We start from the raw sequence: 16540 nt of genomic DNA on the forward strand, positions 1-16540 counted from the left end.
ACGACCCCCGGCTCCGTGATCGACTGGGTGGTCGCCTCCGTGTGCGTCCAGGTCCCCGTCCTGCGTCCCGCGTCGAGGCCACCGGGCCACGTGCCCGCACCCACCCCGAGGAGCCACCGCCCACGGGGCCGCACGCCACGACCACGCCCGCGCACCACCGCGGAGCCACGCCACGCCTGAGGAGCACCCGTGTCCGAGATCAAGCTCGCCGCCACCGCCCGCACCGAGTTCGGCAAGGGCGCCGCGCGCCGCCTGCGCCGTGCGCACCAGATCCCCGCCGTCCTGTACGGGCACGGCACGCAGCCGCTGCACGTGGCGCTGCCGGGCCACGACACGATGCTCGCGCTCAAGCACTCGAACGCGCTCTACTCGATCGAGCTCGACGGCACGTCGACCCTCGCGATCGTCAAGGACGTCCAGCGCGACGTCGTGCGCCAGGTCATCGAGCACGTCGACCTGCTGATCGTGAAGAAGGGCGAGAAGGTCGCCGTCGACGTCCAGGTGCAGGTCGTGGGCGAGTCGGCCTCCGGCACGATCCACGTCGTCGAGACGCAGACGCTGTCCCTCGAGGCCCTGGCGACGAACCTGCCCGAGTCGGTCGAGATCTCCATCGACGGCCTCGAGGCCGGCACGATCGTCACCGCCGGCGAGGTCACGCTGCCCGAGGGTGCCACGCTGCTGTCGGACCCGGAGCAGGCGATCGTCGCGATCAGCGAGCCGCAGGTCTCCGCCGCGGACCGCGCCGCCGACGAGGCCGCGGCTGCGGAGTCGGCCGAGGGCTGACACCCCCGCACCACCCGCGACGCCCGGTACCGTCCACGGTGCCGGGCGTCGTCGTACCCCCGCGCCGCCCGCGGCACCTGCGCCCGCCGTCCCGGTGCCACCCTTCGCACGCACTAGGAGCACACCGTGAGCGACGGTCCCTGGCTCGTCGTCGGCCTCGGCAACCCCGGGCCGCAGTACGCCGGCAACCGGCACAACGTCGGCCAGATGGTGCTCGACGAGCTCTCCCGGCGCACCGGTGCGCCCTTCGTGTCGCGCGGTGGCGGGCTGCTGGGACGCCGGCCGCAGGCCGCGACCGCCGACGCCCGGCTGGGCACGCTGCCCGGGGGAGTGCCGGGGCCGCGCGTCGTCCTCGCGAAGCCGAGCACGTACATGAACGTCTCCGGCGGTCCCGTCGCGGCGCTCGCCCGGTACCACGACGTCCCGGTCGAGCGCGTGGTCGTGGTGCACGACGAGCTCGACATCCCGTTCGCCGACGTGCGGCTCAAGCGCGGGGGCGGCGAGGGCGGGCACAACGGCCTGCGGGACACCTCGAAGGCGCTCGGCTCGAAGGACTACGTGCGCGTCCGCGTGGGGGTGGGGCGGCCCCCGGGGCGGCAGGACCCCGCGGACTTCGTCCTCAAGGACTTCTCCGGCCCGGAGCGCAAGGACCTGCCCTGGCTGGTGGACCGTGCGGCCGACGCGGTGGAGGCCGTCGTGATCGAGGGGCTGGAGGCCGCGCAGCTGAGGTTCCACACACGTGCGTGAGGCGTGCTCCGGTGCGCGCGCCAAGCGCTTACCCGGGAACGTTCACCTGTTCGACATCACGCTGTCACCCGCCGGTGCCTGAAGGGTTTCACGGATGGGGTGAAAGCGGGCGGATCGGTGTCAACCGCCCGAAAACGCCGTATAGCCTCCCCTTGGGCACGAGGACACGGAAGTGACGGGGGAGAGATGACACTGGCGGCGGACCAGGACGCGGGACCGGTCGACGACATCGCGGACCGGCGGGGCCGGGCGCGTGAGCCGCGTCGTTCGTGGGCCTCGTCGGAGCCGTTCGTCCGGCGCGTCACGCCCGAGAACTCGGACCCCGCGGCACGCGCCCTCGCCTGGGCGACTGTCAGCCGTCGGTACGGCCTCGTCGCCGTGGTGCTCGACATGGTCGTCGCGCTCGTGGTCGGCGCAGCGGTCCTCGCCCCCTCCTACGGCCTGGTGGCCGCGGGCCGGCTCGCGTGCGGCGGCGCGGCGATGTTCATCGCGATCGTGCTGGTCAGCGGCGGCTACAGCCGCAGCTCGGCCGGTGACGGCCCGGGGGAGTTCCAGTCCCTGCTGCGCGCCGCGCTCACCATGGTGATGATCCTCATGGCCCTGGGCTACGTGCTGCGCGTCCCCGTGCCACGCAGCTACGTGCTCGTCGGCGTGCCCGTGATCCTTCTCGTCTGCTGGGTCGCCCGCTACCTCGAGCGCCGCCACCTGCACCGCCTGCGCATGCAGGGCGAGGGCGTCATGCGCACCGTCGTCGTCGGCGACGAGGAGTCGGCGGAGCACGTCGTGCGCAACATCTCCGCGGCGCCGCACCACGGTTACCGCATCGACGGGGTCTGCGTGCCGTCGATCGAGGGTGCCTCGACCGTGGCGGGCGTCCCCGTGCTCGGTGCGGCGGCGGACGTCGTGCAGGTCGTCGTCGACCGCGGCGCCGACGTCGTCCTCGTCACCGGCAACTACCTCGGCGGCGACGCGCTGCGCCGCCTGTCCTGGGCGCTGTCCCGCGCCGGCGCCCAGCTCGTCGTCGTGCCGGACATCGTCGAGGTCGGCGCGCCGCGTCTCACCGTGCGTCCGACCGCCGGCCTGTCGCTGCTCGAGGTGCAGGTCGCCTCCCCGCGGCCCCACCTCCTGATGAAGCAGGTGCTCGACGTCACGCTCGCCGGCCTCGGTCTCGTGCTCCTGTCGCCCGTGATCGGCCTCGCGGCGCTGCTGGTCGCCACGACGAGCCCGGGCGGTGCCGTCTACCGCCAGGTGCGGGTCGGGCAGGACGGCACGCAGTTCGTCATGTACAAGCTGCGCACGATGTACCAGGACGCGGACGAGCGCCGCGCGGCCCTGCTCGCGTCCGGTGCACGCGACGGCGTCCTGTTCAAGATGGCGGACGACCCGCGCGTCACCCCCGTCGGCAAGATCCTGCGGCGCTTCTCGATCGACGAGCTGCCGCAGCTCGTCAACATCGTCAAGGGCGACATGGCCCTGGTCGGCCCCCGGCCCCCGCTGCTGGAGGAGGTCGAGGCGTACCACGACTCCGTGCAGCGGCGCCTGCACGTCAAGCCCGGGCTGACCGGTCTGTGGCAGGTCAGCGGGCGCTCGGACCTCGACTGGGAGGAGTCGGTGCGGCTGGACCTGCGGTACGTCGACAACTGGTCGGTCTCGATGGACCTGCTCATCCTGTGGAAGACCGGTCGTGCGGTCCTCGGCGGAGCCGGGGCGTACTGACCGTGCACGACCTGCAGTGCGGCGCGACGGCGGGCCGCTCCCCCCGTGAGCGCTAGTACCAAGGAGCGAGTGATGAGCAACCTGACGGTCGTCGGGTACGTCCCCGGCGGGTTCGACATGCTGCACGTCGGCCACCTCAACATCCTGCGCGCGGCGCGCGAGCGCTGCGACCGGCTCGTCGTGGGCGTGGCCGTCGACGAGTCGCTGATCGCGATGAAGGGCCGACCGCCGGTCATCCCGCACGCCGAGCGCATGGAGCTGGTCGCGAGCCTGCGGTTCGTCGACCAGGTGGTGCCCGACCACGCGCAGGACAAGCGCGTCGCGTGGCGCACGCACCCGTTCGACGTCCTGTTCAAGGGCGACGACTGGCAGGGCACGGACAAGGGCGCCCGCCTGGAGCAGGAGATGGCGGAGGTCGGCGCGCGCGTCGTCTACCTGCCGTACACGCCGTCGACGTCGTCGACGATGCTCCGGCAGTTCCTCGTCTCCGGCGTGGCACGCGAGGGGGTCGCGTGAGCCCCGACGCCCCCGCCGGCGGGCCGCTGTCGATCGCGATGGTCGGGACCCGTGGCGTCCCCGCGCGCTACGGCGGGTTCGAGACCGCCGTCGAGGAGGTCGGCCGCCGGCTCGCCGACGCCGGTCACCGCGTGCGCGTCTACTGCCGCTCCGGCAACTCCGACCTCTCGTCCTACCTCGGCATGGAGCTCGTCACGCTGCCCGCGCTGCGGCAGCGCTCGCTCGAGACGCTCAGCCACACCGGGGCGTCCGTCGGGCACCTGCTCGGCCGGCGCACCGACGTGGCGTTCGTCTTCAACGCCGCCAACGCGCCCTACCTGCCGCTCCTGCGCGCCGCACGCATCCCCGTCGCCACCCACGTCGACGGGCTCGAGTGGCAGCGCGCCAAGTGGGGCGGCGCCGGCCGGCGCTACTACCGGGCGGCCGAGACCGCGGCCGTGCGCTGGTCCGACGCGCTGATCGCCGACGCCGTCGGCATCGCCGACTACTACCGTGCCGAGTTCGGCGTCCCCACCACGCTGCTGACCTACGGGGCCCCCGTGCTCACGGCGCCCGGTCACGACGCGCTCGCCGACGTCGGCCTCGAGCCCGGTGCGTACCACCTGGTCGTCGCGCGGTTCGAACCCGAGAACCACGTCGACCTGTGGGTCGAGGGCTACGTGCGCAGCGGCGCGCGGCACCCGCTCGTCGTCGTCGGCTCCGCGCCGTACGCCGACGAGTACACGGCCAGGGTCCACGCGGCCGCGCAGGGTGACCCGCGCGTGCGGTTCCTCGGCGGGGTCTGGGACCAGAACCTCCTCGACCAGCTCTACGCGAACAGCCTCACCTACCTGCACGGCCACTCGGTCGGTGGCACCAACCCCTCGCTGCTGCGCGCCATCGGCGCCGGCGCCGCGACGGTCGCGTACGACGTCTCGTTCAACCGGGAGGTCGCCGGCGACGACGGCGTGTACGTGCGGGACGCGGCGGACGTCGCGCGTGCCCTCGAGGAGGCCGAGGCCCACGAGGGCGCGACCCGTGCCCGGGGCGCCCGGCTGCGCGAGCGCGCCCGCGGGTACGACTGGGACGAGGTCGCCGCCGGGTACGAGGCGCTGGCCCGTGCGCTGGCCGAGCACCGCGTGCCCGGGCCGCAGCGACGCGCCTCGCGTCGCTCCGTGCCCGCCGCGCCCGTCCGGCAGCCGGAGGCGGTCCGATGACGCAGACCACGCAGGGGACCCCGCGCCGCGCGCCGGCCGAGCCCTTCCGCGCCACGCTCGCCCGGTTCGCCACCGCGCAGAAGGGTGCCGCGCGCAGCGCGCCGGCGTACTCACGCTTCGTCAACCGTCGGCTGGGCCGCGTGCTGGCCGCCTGGGCGTACCGTCGCGGGCTCACGCCGAACGCGGTCACCGGCATCAGTGCACTGTGCACGTTCTCCGCGATCGCGCTGCTGGCCGGTGCGGCGCCGAGCTGGCCCCTCGGCGTGGCCGTCAGCCTGCTGCTGGTGCTCGGCTACGCGTTCGACTCGGCCGACGGCCAGGTCGCGCGGCTCACCGGCACCGGCAGCCCGGCGGGGGAGTGGCTCGACCACATGGTCGACGCGACCAAGATCGTCACGCTGCCGATCGCGCTGGGCGTCGGGCTGTACCGCTTCGAGGTCGTCGAGCACGGCTGGTTGCTGGTGCCGGCCCTGCACGCGATCGCCGGGAGCGTCTACTTCTTCGGCATGATCCTCACCGAGCAGATGCGCCGGGCCGCGGGCGTCGTGAGTGCGGCGGCCACGGGCGGGCGCGCACCGTGGCTGCGCTCCGTGCTGGGCATCCCGACGGACTACGGCACGACGTGCCTGGTCTTCCTGCTGCTCGGTGCGCCGACGCTGTTCTTCGTGGGCTACGCGGCCATCGTCGCGGCGACCGTCGCGGTCGCCCTCGCGGCTGCGGTGTCCTGGTACGGTCAGCTCCGCCGGCTGGCCGCCGCGGGGGGGACGGAATGACGACCCTGAGGAGGAAGCCGTGAGGACACGACCCCTGCTGCACGCGCTCGCGGGAGCCGTGCTCGTGGCGGGCCTGGTGGCCTGCACGGGCCCCGACGACTCCGAGCCCCGCGTGGCCGGCACGGCCGAGGTCGCCTCGCCGAGCACGTCGGCGAGCCCCGTCGCGACGGACGTCCCGGACGCGCAGGGTGACGCCGCCGCGGCGGGTGACGACGCCGGGGCGGGTGACGCCGTGGCACAGCCCGCCCCGGGCGAGCTGCCGACCGCCCCTCCGGTCGACATCGCGGACGAGGCCGACTTCGGTACCGGCGTGACCGCCGAGATCACGCAGGTCGAGGCGATCGAGGGCGAGGGTCGCGGGCTCGGCGAGCGCTCGGGCCCGGCGCTGGTCTTCGAGCTCGAGGTGACGAACGGGTCGTCCGGGCCGGTCGACATGGGCACGGTGACGGTCAACCTCGCGGACGCGACGGGTGCGCCCGCGGCGCCGCTGTCGGGACCGCCCGCGGCGCCCTTCTCGCGCTCGGTCGAGCCCGGGGGAACGGCCGTCGGTACCTACGTCTTCCTCGTGCCGCCCGCGGCACGCGACCAGGTCACGCTCGAGGTGGCGTACACCACCGAGGCCCCTGTCGTCGTCTTCGCCGGCGACCCCGACGGTGTACGACCCCGTTCCTGAGACGCCGCAGATGCTCGTCCGACGGCCGCCGACCCCCCGGGGGGTCGGCGGCCGTCGGTGTCCCGAGCGACGAGCTCATGGGACGAGTCTGGACAGGTGTCCGTTTTCACCCGGGGGTTTCACCCATATAGGCCACATCAGGCTGATATGTCCAGTTTAAGGTGATCTCCTCCGCTCCAGCGTCTTTCACCGTCCCGATCGAGGCCCCCATGCAGAGCTTCACGCGTCTCCGCCACCGAGCCGCGGCCGTCACCGCCGGTCTCGGGCTCGCCCTCACCGGCGCGCTCGTCCCCCTGGGGGCCGCACCGGCAGCCGCCGACACCCTCCCCTCCGACCCGACGCTCCCCACGACCGTGAGCGCCGACGGCCTGCCGACCCCGCAGATCAACGGCGTCGTCTGGGACCAGGCGGTCGTCGACGGCGTCGTCTACGTCGCCGGTGACTTCAGCACGGCCCGGCCCGCGGGGGCCGCCCCGGGGGTCGACACCGTGACCCGGTCGAACCTGCTCGCGTACAACCTGTCGACCGGCCAGCTGATCTCCTCGTGGGCGCCGGCGACCAACGCACAGGTGCTCACGATCGAGCCCTCCCCGGACCGGACGCGCCTGTACATCGGCGGCGGCTTCACCCAGGTCAACGGAGCGAGCGTGTGGCGCATCGCCGCGCTGGACCGCGTGACGGGCAACCTCGTCACCTCCTTCCTGCCGAAGCCGGACGCCTCGGTGCGCGCCATCGCGTTCGCGGGTGACACCGTGTACTTCGGCGGGCTGTTCAACGCCGTCGGCACCGAGACGCGCACGCGCCTGGCCGCCGCGTCGGCGACCGACGGCGCGCTGCTGCCCTGGGCGCCGGCCGCCGCGGGTGCGAGCGGCGTCAACGCCCTGGCGGTCTCGCCCGACGCGACGTCCGTCGTGGTCGGCGGGTCCTTCACCTCGCTCAACGGCTCCAACCGCCCCGGGTACGGGCTGGGCTCCGTCGATGCCGTGACCGGTGAGTCCCTGCCGTTCGAGGCGAACATGACCTCGGTGCGCAGCGCCGGCATCAACGGGTCGATCACGTCCCTCACCGCCGACGAGGACTACGTCTACGGCTCCGGCTTCACCTATGGGCGCGCCGGCGGCACGCTCGAGGGCACGTTCGCGGCCACGTGGGACGGTGGGCAGCTCGCCTGGCTCGAGGACTGCCACGGCGACACGTACTCGCTCAAGGCCATCGGTGACGTCATCTACCAGGCGAGCCACAAGCACTTCTGCGGCAGCGTGGGCTCCTTCCCGCAGACCGAGCCGTGGACGATGCGCCTGGCCACGGCCGTCACGAAGGACGTGCGCGGCGTGCTGGGACGTGAGCCCTACGACTACACCAACCACGAGGGCCGCCCGCGTCCGGAGCAGCTCAACTGGTACCCCGAGTTCGACACCGGCACCTTCACCGGGCAGAACCAGGGCCCGTGGTCGGTGGAGGGCAACGACCAGTACGTCGTCATGGGCGGTGAGTTCCTCAACGTCAACGGCCGGCCGCAGCAGGGCCTCGTGCGCTTCGCGGTGCCGTCGATCGCGCCGAACGCCGAGGGGCCGCGCCTCACCGGCGGCAAGTTCGACCTGTCCGCGCAGTCGTACGAGAGCGGCAAGGTCCGCCTGCGGTGGACGGCGAACTACGACTGGGACAACGAGGACCTGACGTACACCCTCGTCCGCAACAGCAACCAGGCGGCGCCGATCTACGAGACCGTGCAGAAGTCGCGGTTCTGGAACCGCCCGACCATGGGCTTCGTCGACACGGACCAGGCCCCCGGCACCGAGAACCGCTACCGACTGCGCGCGACCGACCCGTTCGGCAACGTCGCGTGGTCGGACACCGTGACCGTCACCGTCTCGGGCGACGCCCCGCAGGCGACCCACCCGTACGTGAGCTCGGTCCTCGGGGACGCGCCGGACGGGTACTGGCGCGGGGGCGACGCCTCGGGCGCCGGGTGGCTGCGTGACGCGGCCGGCTGGAACGACCAGCGGGTGCGCGGCGCCGGCCTCGGCACGGACGCGCCCGGCGTGCTCCCGGACGACAGCGCGCTGCGGCTGACCGGTGCGACCACGGGGTACGCCTCCACGGTCCCGCCCATCACCTCCCCGCGCAGCTTCACCGTCGAGGCGTGGATCCGCACCACGAGCACCACGGGCGGACGCATCGTCGGCTTCGGCACCGCCGAGACCAGCGTGTCGGACTACGCCGACCGCCACCTGTTCATGGAGAGCTCCGGTCGCATCCGCTTCGGCATCCGGCCGTTCAGCGGCTCGCGCGTCCAGCTCGCGTCCGCCACCGCGTACAACGACGGCGAGTGGCACCACGTCGTCGGCACGTCCGACGAGACGGGCTCGCGCCTCTACGTCGACGGTGTGCGCGTCGCCGAGGGTGCCGGCACGGCCGGGCGCACCCACGCCGGGTACTGGCGCATCGGCCCGGACCAGCTGAGCGGCTGGACGTCCGCGCCGACGAGCACCGGCTTCACCGGTGACGTCGACGAGGTCGCGGTCTACGGCCGGGCCCTCGGCCACGGTGAGGTCAACGAGCACTTCGCGGCGGCGGGCGGCACGGTCGCCCCGACGCCGACGGACGCGTACGGCAAGGCGATCGCAGCCGAGTACCCGGAGCACTACTGGCGTCTCGACGAGCCGGCGGGCACCACGCGTGCCACCGACTCCGGCTCGTACGCGGCCCACGGCACCTACCGCGGCACGGTCGGGCGCGGCGTGGAGGGCGTGCTGGCGGACAACGCGGCCGCGTCGTTCAACGGCACCAACGCGCGTGTCACGAGCGACCGGAGCTGGGGCAGCCCGCGCATCTACTCGCTCGAGACGTGGTTCCGGACGGATGCCGGCACGGGCGGCACGATCATCGGGTTCGGCAACAGCCAGACCTCGACGTCGACGTCGTACGACCGCCAGGTCCGGACCGACAGCACGGGACGCGTGTCGTTCTCCGTGCTCGCGACCGCGGGCTGGGTGCACCTCACGGCACCCGGGACCTACCGCGACAACCAGTGGCACCACGTCGTCGCGACGCAGTCGCCCTCGGGGATGAAGCTGTACATCGACGGCCAGCTCGCGGCCACCGACCCCGAGACGGGCAGCCGCAACCTCACCGGCTACTGGAAGGTGGGCGGTGACACCTCGGTGCTCGGCCCGACCTACTTCACCGGCCAGATCGACGAGGTCGCGGTCTACAGCCGCGAGCTGTCGGAGGTGTCCGTAGCGCAGCACTACGCGCTCGGGTCGGGCACGGTCATCGAGATGCCGCCGACGGCGCAGCTCACGACGAGCGTCGACGGACTCGAGGTCACCGTCGACGGCACCGGGTCGAGCGACCCCGACGGCACCCTCGCGTCGTGGGCCTGGGACTTCGGTGACGGTGGGACGGGCACGGGTGCGACGGCGTCGCACACGTACGCCGAGGCCGGCACGTACACGATCACCCTCACGGTGACCGACGACCACGGTCTGACCGCCACCACCACCGGGGAGGTCACGGTCGAGGTGCCCGAGGTGCGGCCGATCGCGGCCGACACGTTCGAGCGGACCCTCACCAACGGGTGGGGCACCGCAGAGGACGGCGGGGCGTGGACGCACCAGGGCAGCCTCGCGAACTTCGCGGTCGCGACCGGCACGGGGCGGATCACGCTCCCGACCGCGGGCGCCGGACGCTCGGCCCTGCTGGCGACGCCGCAGGTCACGGACGTCGACGTGTCGGCGACGTTCGCGACGGCCACGGTGCCCAACGGTGGTGGGGCGTTCGCCTCGCTGCTGGGTCGGCGGGTCGGCACGGCGGACTACCGGTCGAAGGTCAAGATCGCGTCGAACGGTCAGGTGACGCTGTACCTGACGCGGACGACGACGGCCGAGGCGACGTTGACCAGCGTCGTGGTGCCGGGTCTGACGTTCGCCGCGGGCGACCAGCTGCGGGTGCGGCTCGAGGTGACGGGGACGTCGCCGACCACGCTGCGCACCAAGGTGTGGAAGGTCGGGTCGGCCGAGCCGGCCGACTGGCAGCTCACGACGACCGACTCGGTGGCGGCGCTGCAGGCGCCCGGCGGGTTGGGTGTCATGGGCTACGTGTCGGGCAGCACGACGAACCTGCCGGTGGTCGTCACGACCGACGACCTGCTGGCGGTCGTGCCGGGGACCGAGGTGGAGCAGCCCAACGCGGCCCCGACGGCGGCGTTCACCGCGCAGGCCTCCGGTCTCGAGCTCGCGGTCGACGGCTCCTCGTCCTCCGACTCCGACGGGACCGTCGCGTCCTACGCGTGGGACTTCGGTGACGGCGGCAGCGCCACGGGGACCAGTGCGTCGCACTCCTACACCGCGGACGGCACCTACACGGTGACGCTCACGGTGACGGACGACGACGGGGCGACCGGCGTGACGTCGCAGCAGGTGACCGTCGCAGCGCCGGTGGTCAACCAGCCCCCGGTGCCCGCGTTCACGGCGGCCGTGGACGGCGCCACCGTGACGGTCGACGGCACCGGGACGACCGACGCCGACGGCACCGTGGCGTCCTACCTCTGGGCGTTCGGTGACGGCGGCACGGCCACCGGTCCGACCGCCTCGCACCCCTACACCGAGTCGGGCACGTACACCGTGACGCTCACCGTCACCGACGACGACGGCGCCTCGGCGTCGACGACGCGGTCGGTCGAGGTCGTCGTCGACGCACCCGTCGAGGAGCCGCTGGTGGCGCTCGACACCTTCGAGCGCACGGTGGCGAGCGGCTGGGGTGACGCCGAGAACGGCGGCACCTGGACCCGGGCCGGTGCGCTCGCACGGTTCTCCGTGTCGGGCGGCACCGGGCGGATGTCGCTGGTGACGGCCGGGTCGGGCGTCGCGTCCTACCTCGCATCGGTCTCCCGGACGGACGTCGACGTGTCGGCGACGTTCGCGACGGCCACGGTGCCGAACGGTGGTGGGGCGTTCGCCTCGCTGCTGGGTCGGCGGGTCGGCACGGCGGACTACCGGTCGAAGGTCAAGATCGCGTCGAACGGTCAGGTGACGCTGTACCTGACGCGGACGACGACGGCCGAGGCGACGTTGACCAGCGTCGTGGTGCCGGGTCTGACGTTCGCCGCGGGCGACCAGCTGCGGGTGCGGCTCGAGGTGACGGGGACGTCGCCGACCACGCTGCGCACCAAGGTGTGGAAGGTCGGGTCGGCCGAGCCGACCGACTGGCAGCTCACGACGACCGACTCGGTGGCGGCGCTGCAGGCGCCCGGCGGGTTGGGTGTCATGGGCTACGTGTCGGGCAGCACGACGAACCTGCCGGTGGTCGTCACGACCGACGACCTGGTCGCCGCGGTGCCGGGCGGTGCTGGGCAGGTGCCGAACGCGGTCCCCGTGGCGGCGTTCACGGCGCCGGTCGACGGGCTGGCCGTCGCGGTCGACGGCTCCTCGTCCTCCGATGCCGACGGGACCGTCGCGTCCTACGCGTGGACCTTCGGGGACGGGACCACGGCGACGGGTGCCGCCGCGTCGCACACCTACACCGCTGGCGGCACGTACACGGTGACGCTCACGGTGACGGACGACCGCGGCGCGACGGGCACGAGCTCGCAGCAGGTGACGGTCACGGCACCGGTCGTCGACCCGGTCGACCCGGTGGACCCGGTCGACCCGGTGGACCCGGTGGACCCGGTGGACCCGGTGGACCCGGTCGACCCGGTGGACCCGGTGGACCCGGTCGACCCGGTGGACCCGGTCGACCCGGTGGACCCGGTCGACCCGGTCGACCCGGTCGACGAGCCGCTCCTCGCGCTCGACACGTTCGAGCGCGCGGTGGCCAACGGGTGGGGTGACGCCGAGAACGGCGGCGCGTGGACGCCGGCCGGGTCGCCGTCGCGGTTCGCGGTGGCGAACGGAGTCGCGAGCATGACGCTCGCGGGCGGCGGCTCGGGCCTGGGTGCGTACCTGGGTACGGTCTCCCTGGCGGACGTCGACCTCGCGGCACGGTTCACGACCCCCGTCCGCGCGGACGGCGGCGGGGCGTTCGCGTCGTTGGCCTCCCGGCGGGTGGGCACGGCAGAATATCGGGCAAAGGTGAAGAGCGCGGCAAACGGGGGGATCACCTTGTACCTGACCAAGGTCGACGGGGCGGAGACGACCCTCGCCTCCGTCAACGTGCCGGGGTCCGTCGCGGCAGGGCAGGGCGTCAACGTCCGGTTCGCGACGACCGGCACCGGGCCGACGACGCTGCGCGCCAAGGTGTGGACCGACGGGGCCACCGAGCCCGTCGACTGGCAGCTCGCCACGACCGACGCGACGCCCGCGCTGCAGGCGCCGGGTGCGATCGGGTTCGTCACCTACCTGTCGGGCTCGGCGACGACGGCACCGTTCGTGGTCACGCTCGACGACCTCGTGGCGAAGCTTCCGTGACGGCAGACAGTCGTCGGCCCGGGGGCGAGGGGGACCGGGGCGGCCGCGCGGCGGCCGTCCTGGTCGCACACCCGGGCGCAGAGCTCTACGGGTCCGACCGCGTGATGCTCGAGACGGTTCTCGGGCTTCGCGCGGTCGGACGCCGTGTCGTCGTGACCGTTCCGGTCGACGGTCCGCTGCTGGTCGACCTGACCGCAGCGGGCGCTGAGGTCGTGCCGGTCCGCACCGCCGTGGTGCGCAAGAGCGCGCTGCGGCCGGCGGGGTTCGTGCGGTTCGCCGCCGACGCGGCGGTCGGCGCGGTGCGGGGCTGGGCCCTGCTGCGGCGGGTCCGGCCGGACGTGGTCTACGTCAGCACGGTGACCGTTCCGTTGTGGGCGCTGCTCGCGCGCCTCGCACGGCGTCCCGTGCTGTGGCACGTGCACGAGGCGGAGGGCAGCCAGCCCGCGCTCGTGCAGCGGCTGCTCGCCGCGCCGCTCGCACTCGCGACCCGCGTCGTGGCCAACAGCCACTACAGCGTCGACGTGCTCGCGCGGTCCGCCCCCCGAGCCGCGGCGCGCGCCACCGTCGTGCTCAACGCCGTGCCCGGCCCGGCGGAGCCGACGCCCGCCCGTGCTGCGCTCGAGGGTCCGCTGCGACTCCTATATATAGGGAGGCTCTCGCAGCGCAAGGGAGTGGACGTCGCACTGGAGGCGCTCGGCGAGCTGCGGGCCGGCGGTGACGACGTCGTGCTCGACCTCCTGGGTGCCGTGTACCCCGGGTACGAGTGGTTCGAGCAGCAGCTGCGTGACCGCGCCGCCGAGCTCGGCGTGACCGACGCCGTCCGGTTCCTCGGCTTCCACCCGTCGATCTGGCCCTTCCTCGAGGAGGCGGACGCGGTCGTCGTGCCGTCCGTGGTCGACGAGCCGTTCGGCAACACCGCCGTCGAGGCCGTCCTCGCGGCACGGCCCCTGGTCGTCAGCGCGACGAGCGGACTGCTCGAGGCCGCCGCCGGCTACGCGTCCGCGCAGCAGGTGCCGCCCGGCGACGTCGGCGCGCTCGCCGACGCCGTGCGCACGGTGGGCAAGGAGTGGGAGCAGCGCCGCCAGGACGCGATGGCCGACGCCGCCGTCGCCCGGGAGCGCCACGCGCCGGAGCAGTACCGGCGCCGGCTCGTCGAGGCGGTCGACGCCGTGGTCCGGAGGCGTGCGTGACCGCCGCGACCCGCCCCGGCCCCGGGACGACCTCGGCAGCCGTGCGGTGGAACTCCCTGGCGGTCGTGGGCAAGCAGTTCTTCATGTTCGGTGTGAGCATCGTGCTCGCGCGCCTCCTGGGTCCCGAGACGTACGGCGTCGTCAGTGCCGCGATGATCTACGTGACCTTCACGATGCTGCTGCTCGACCAGGGCCTCGCCGCTGCGCTCGTGCAGCGGCCCGAGCTCAGCCGCTGGGCCCCCGGGGTCGTGGCCACCGCGAACCTCGTGTCCGCCGTCCTGCTCGGTGTCGTCACGTGGCTCGTCGCGCCGTTCGTCGCCGACTTCTTCCACGACGACCGGCTCGCCCCGGTGCTCCAGATGCTGGGCGCGGCGCTGTGGCTCAAGGCGCTCGCGATCGTGCCGCGCGCCATGCAGCAGCGGGCCCTGACGTTCCGCGCGATCGCCATGGCCGACGTGGTGGGCGCGTTCGTGGGAGCCGCTGCCGGTGTCGCCGCCGCGCTGCTCGGTGCGGGTCCCGCCGCGGTCGTCGCGATGGTCGTCGCCACCGACGTCGTCGTGGCCGCGGTGCTGCTGCGCGCCGAGCGCGGGCCTGCGCCGAACCTCCACCTGCGTGAGCTGCGCGAGCTCCTGCCTTTCGGTGCCCGCGTCATGGCGACCAACGGCATCGCCTACTTCTCGCGCAACGTCGACAACATCCTCGTCGGTCGCGTCCTCGGCCTGGCGTCGCTCTCCTTCTACGGCATGGCCTACCGGGTGCTCGTCATCCCCGTGCAGCTCATCGCCCAGACGGTGTCGCGCGTGATGTTCCCCGTCTTCTCCCGGTTGGCCGACCGCCGCGACCTGCTCGCGGAGAACCTCGTCCGCACCACCCAGCTGCTCGCGCTCCTCGCCGTCCCGCTCATGGGGCTCGCGGCGGTCGGCGCGCACGAGCTGGTCGACGTCGTGCTCGGCGAGGAGTGGCTGCCGTCCGCGTCCTTGCTCACCGTGCTGGCAGTCGCGGGCGCGCGCGAGACCGTCCTCTACGTCACCTCGCCGCTGATGAAGGCCACCGGCGAGGTCAAGCTCCTGCTGCGTTACGAGCTGCTCGCGACCGTCCTCCAGGTGGGGGGCATCGTGGTGGGTCTGCTGGGTGGCACGCTGGGTGTCGCGGTGGGTTACACGGTGGCGGGGTTCGTCCTCACCCCCGTCCTCCTGCTGGTGCAGCGCCGGCTCACCGGGCTGACCGGCGGGCAGCAGGCGCGGGCCATCCTGCCGCCGGTGCACGCGGCGCTGTGGGGGGCCGCGGCCTACGTGCTCGTCGCACGTCTGCTCGACGGTTCGCTCCTGGTGCTGGCCGTCGGCGCGGCCGCGTACCTGGCCGTCGCGGCGGGGGTGCTGCTCGGCATCCACCGCCGTTCCACCGTCGAGGGCGTCGCACGCCTGCGGCGTCTGGCGACGGGCAAGGCATGAGCACACGCACGACGACGACCGACCTGACCACGAGGGACCACGACGTGACGACGACCGACCCGACCGCCCCGTCCTCGCAGGCCACGACCCGCACGGTGACCGTGGCGATGCTCACCTACCGGCGCCCCGACGACCTGCGCAGCGCGCTGCCGCTCGTGTGCGCCCAGCTCCCTCGTGAGCACGCCGAGCTGCTGGTCGTCGACAACGACCCCGACGGCGGGGCGCGCCCCGTCGTGGAGGCGGGGGGCGACGCCCGCATCCGCTACGTGCACGAGCCGACCCCCGGGATCGCGGCGGCCCGCAACCGCGCGCTCGCGGAGACGACGGCCGACGTCCTGGTGTTCATCGACGACGACGAGCGCCCCTCGGAGGCGTGGCTGTCCTCGCTCCTGGCGGTCCACGAGCGTGAGGCCTGCGCGGCGGTCGTGGGCCCGGTCGTCTCGGAGTACGAGATCGAGCCGGACCCGTGGATCCGCGACGGCGGGTTCTTCGACCGGCGCCGGCCGGCGACCGGTGCGGTCGTCGAGGCCGCCGCGACCAACAACCTGCTGCTCGACATGGCGGTGGTCCGCCGCCTCGGTCTGGAGTTCGACGTCCGGTACGGGCTGACGGGCGGGTCCGACACGCTCTTCACCCGGCGCCTGTCCGCCGCGGGCGAGCGCATCGTGTGGTGCGCCGAGGCTCCGGTCGTCGACGTCGTGCCGCGCGCCCGGCTCACCCGCCGCTGGGTGCTGCAGAAGGCCCTGCGCTCGGGCAACTCGTGGAGCCGCACGTCGCTCGAGCTCGCGCCCGGCGGTCTGCGGAGCCTGCCGGTACGGGCGCGGCTGCTGGGCGAGGGGCTCGTCCGGGTGGCCGGCGGCACGGCGCGGCTGGCCCTGGGGAAGGCCACGCGCAACCGGCGCCACGAGGCCCACGGCGCCCGGGTCCTTGTCCGAGGTGCCGGACTTGTCTCAGGTGCTGTCGGGTGGATCTATACGGAGTACCGGAGAACTTCGCCCGATCGGACATGACACCCGAACCGCAGGTGAGCGCCACTTTCGGGGGACATCTGGACAGCCCGCCGGGCCTTTCGTCCTGGATGAATA

Annotated in this window: 11 protein-coding genes; all 11 read left to right on the forward strand. The window is 73.5% G+C overall.

What is annotated here, in order from left to right:
- Positions 1-189 precede the first annotated feature (189 nt).
- The 11 genes from CFLA_RS04435 (at position 190) to CFLA_RS04485 (ending at position 16465) form a co-directional block, all read left to right on the forward strand.
- Positions 190-783, forward strand: coding sequence for a 50S ribosomal protein L25/general stress protein Ctc (locus CFLA_RS04435; RefSeq protein WP_013116126.1), 594 nt, complete (start codon positions 190-192; stop codon positions 781-783).
- Between the two features lie 126 nt (positions 784-909).
- Positions 910-1530, forward strand: a complete 621-nt coding sequence (gene pth / locus CFLA_RS04440) for an aminoacyl-tRNA hydrolase (RefSeq protein ID WP_013116127.1) — start codon at positions 910-912, stop codon at positions 1528-1530.
- A gap of 186 nt (positions 1531-1716) precedes the next feature.
- Positions 1717-3246, forward strand: a complete 1530-nt coding sequence (locus CFLA_RS04445; protein ID WP_013116128.1) for a sugar transferase — start codon at positions 1717-1719, stop codon at positions 3244-3246.
- Between the two features lie 72 nt (positions 3247-3318).
- On the forward strand, positions 3319-3762 hold the full coding sequence (locus CFLA_RS04450; protein WP_013116129.1) for an FAD synthase family protein: 444 nt from the start codon (positions 3319-3321) through the stop codon (positions 3760-3762).
- A gap of 38 nt (positions 3763-3800) precedes the next feature.
- Entirely contained in the window at positions 3801-4958 is a 1158-nt protein-coding gene (locus CFLA_RS04455) for a DUF1972 domain-containing protein (RefSeq protein WP_052302789.1), read from the forward strand.
- Positions 4955-5731, forward strand: coding sequence for a CDP-alcohol phosphatidyltransferase family protein (locus tag CFLA_RS04460; RefSeq protein WP_013116131.1), 777 nt, complete (start codon positions 4955-4957; stop codon positions 5729-5731). Before CFLA_RS04455 ends, CFLA_RS04460 begins: the two co-directional genes overlap by 4 nt.
- Before the next feature lie 19 nt (positions 5732-5750).
- The gene (locus CFLA_RS04465) at positions 5751-6404 is read left to right on the forward strand and encodes a hypothetical protein (protein ID WP_013116132.1); all 654 of its coding nucleotides are present in this window, start codon (positions 5751-5753) and stop codon (positions 6402-6404) included.
- A 209-nt stretch (positions 6405-6613) separates the two neighbouring features.
- The gene (locus CFLA_RS20840) at positions 6614-12814 is read left to right on the forward strand and encodes a PKD domain-containing protein (RefSeq protein WP_013116133.1); all 6201 of its coding nucleotides are present in this window, start codon (positions 6614-6616) and stop codon (positions 12812-12814) included.
- The gene (locus CFLA_RS04475) at positions 12811-14004 is read left to right on the forward strand and encodes a glycosyltransferase (RefSeq protein WP_013116134.1); all 1194 of its coding nucleotides are present in this window, start codon (positions 12811-12813) and stop codon (positions 14002-14004) included. The genes CFLA_RS20840 and CFLA_RS04475 overlap by 4 nt, the downstream gene beginning before the upstream one ends.
- Positions 14001-15455, forward strand: coding sequence for a lipopolysaccharide biosynthesis protein (locus CFLA_RS04480; RefSeq protein WP_013116135.1), 1455 nt, complete (start codon positions 14001-14003; stop codon positions 15453-15455). Before CFLA_RS04475 ends, CFLA_RS04480 begins: the two co-directional genes overlap by 4 nt.
- The gene (locus CFLA_RS04485) at positions 15452-16465 is read left to right on the forward strand and encodes a glycosyltransferase family 2 protein (protein WP_013116136.1); all 1014 of its coding nucleotides are present in this window, start codon (positions 15452-15454) and stop codon (positions 16463-16465) included. The genes CFLA_RS04480 and CFLA_RS04485 overlap by 4 nt, the downstream gene beginning before the upstream one ends.
- Positions 16466-16540: the final 75 nt, after the last annotated feature.

Source organism: Cellulomonas flavigena DSM 20109, from assembly GCF_000092865.1.
GTDB classification, from domain to species: domain Bacteria; phylum Actinomycetota; class Actinomycetes; order Actinomycetales; family Cellulomonadaceae; genus Cellulomonas; species Cellulomonas flavigena.

Coding starts and splice junctions, on each gene's coding strand:
- CFLA_RS04445 (WP_013116128.1), top strand. CDS start 1,717: ATGACACTGGCGGCGGACCAGGACGCGGGACCGGTCGACGACATCGCG.
- CFLA_RS04455 (WP_052302789.1), top strand. CDS start 3,801: ATGGTCGGGACCCGTGGCGTCCCCGCGCGCTACGGCGGGTTCGAGACC.
- CFLA_RS04460 (WP_013116131.1), top strand. CDS start 4,955: ATGACGCAGACCACGCAGGGGACCCCGCGCCGCGCGCCGGCCGAGCCC.
- CFLA_RS20840 (WP_013116133.1), top strand. CDS start 6,614: ATGCAGAGCTTCACGCGTCTCCGCCACCGAGCCGCGGCCGTCACCGCC.
- CFLA_RS04450 (WP_013116129.1), top strand. CDS start 3,319: ATGAGCAACCTGACGGTCGTCGGGTACGTCCCCGGCGGGTTCGACATG.
- CFLA_RS04485 (WP_013116136.1), top strand. CDS start 15,452: ATGAGCACACGCACGACGACGACCGACCTGACCACGAGGGACCACGAC.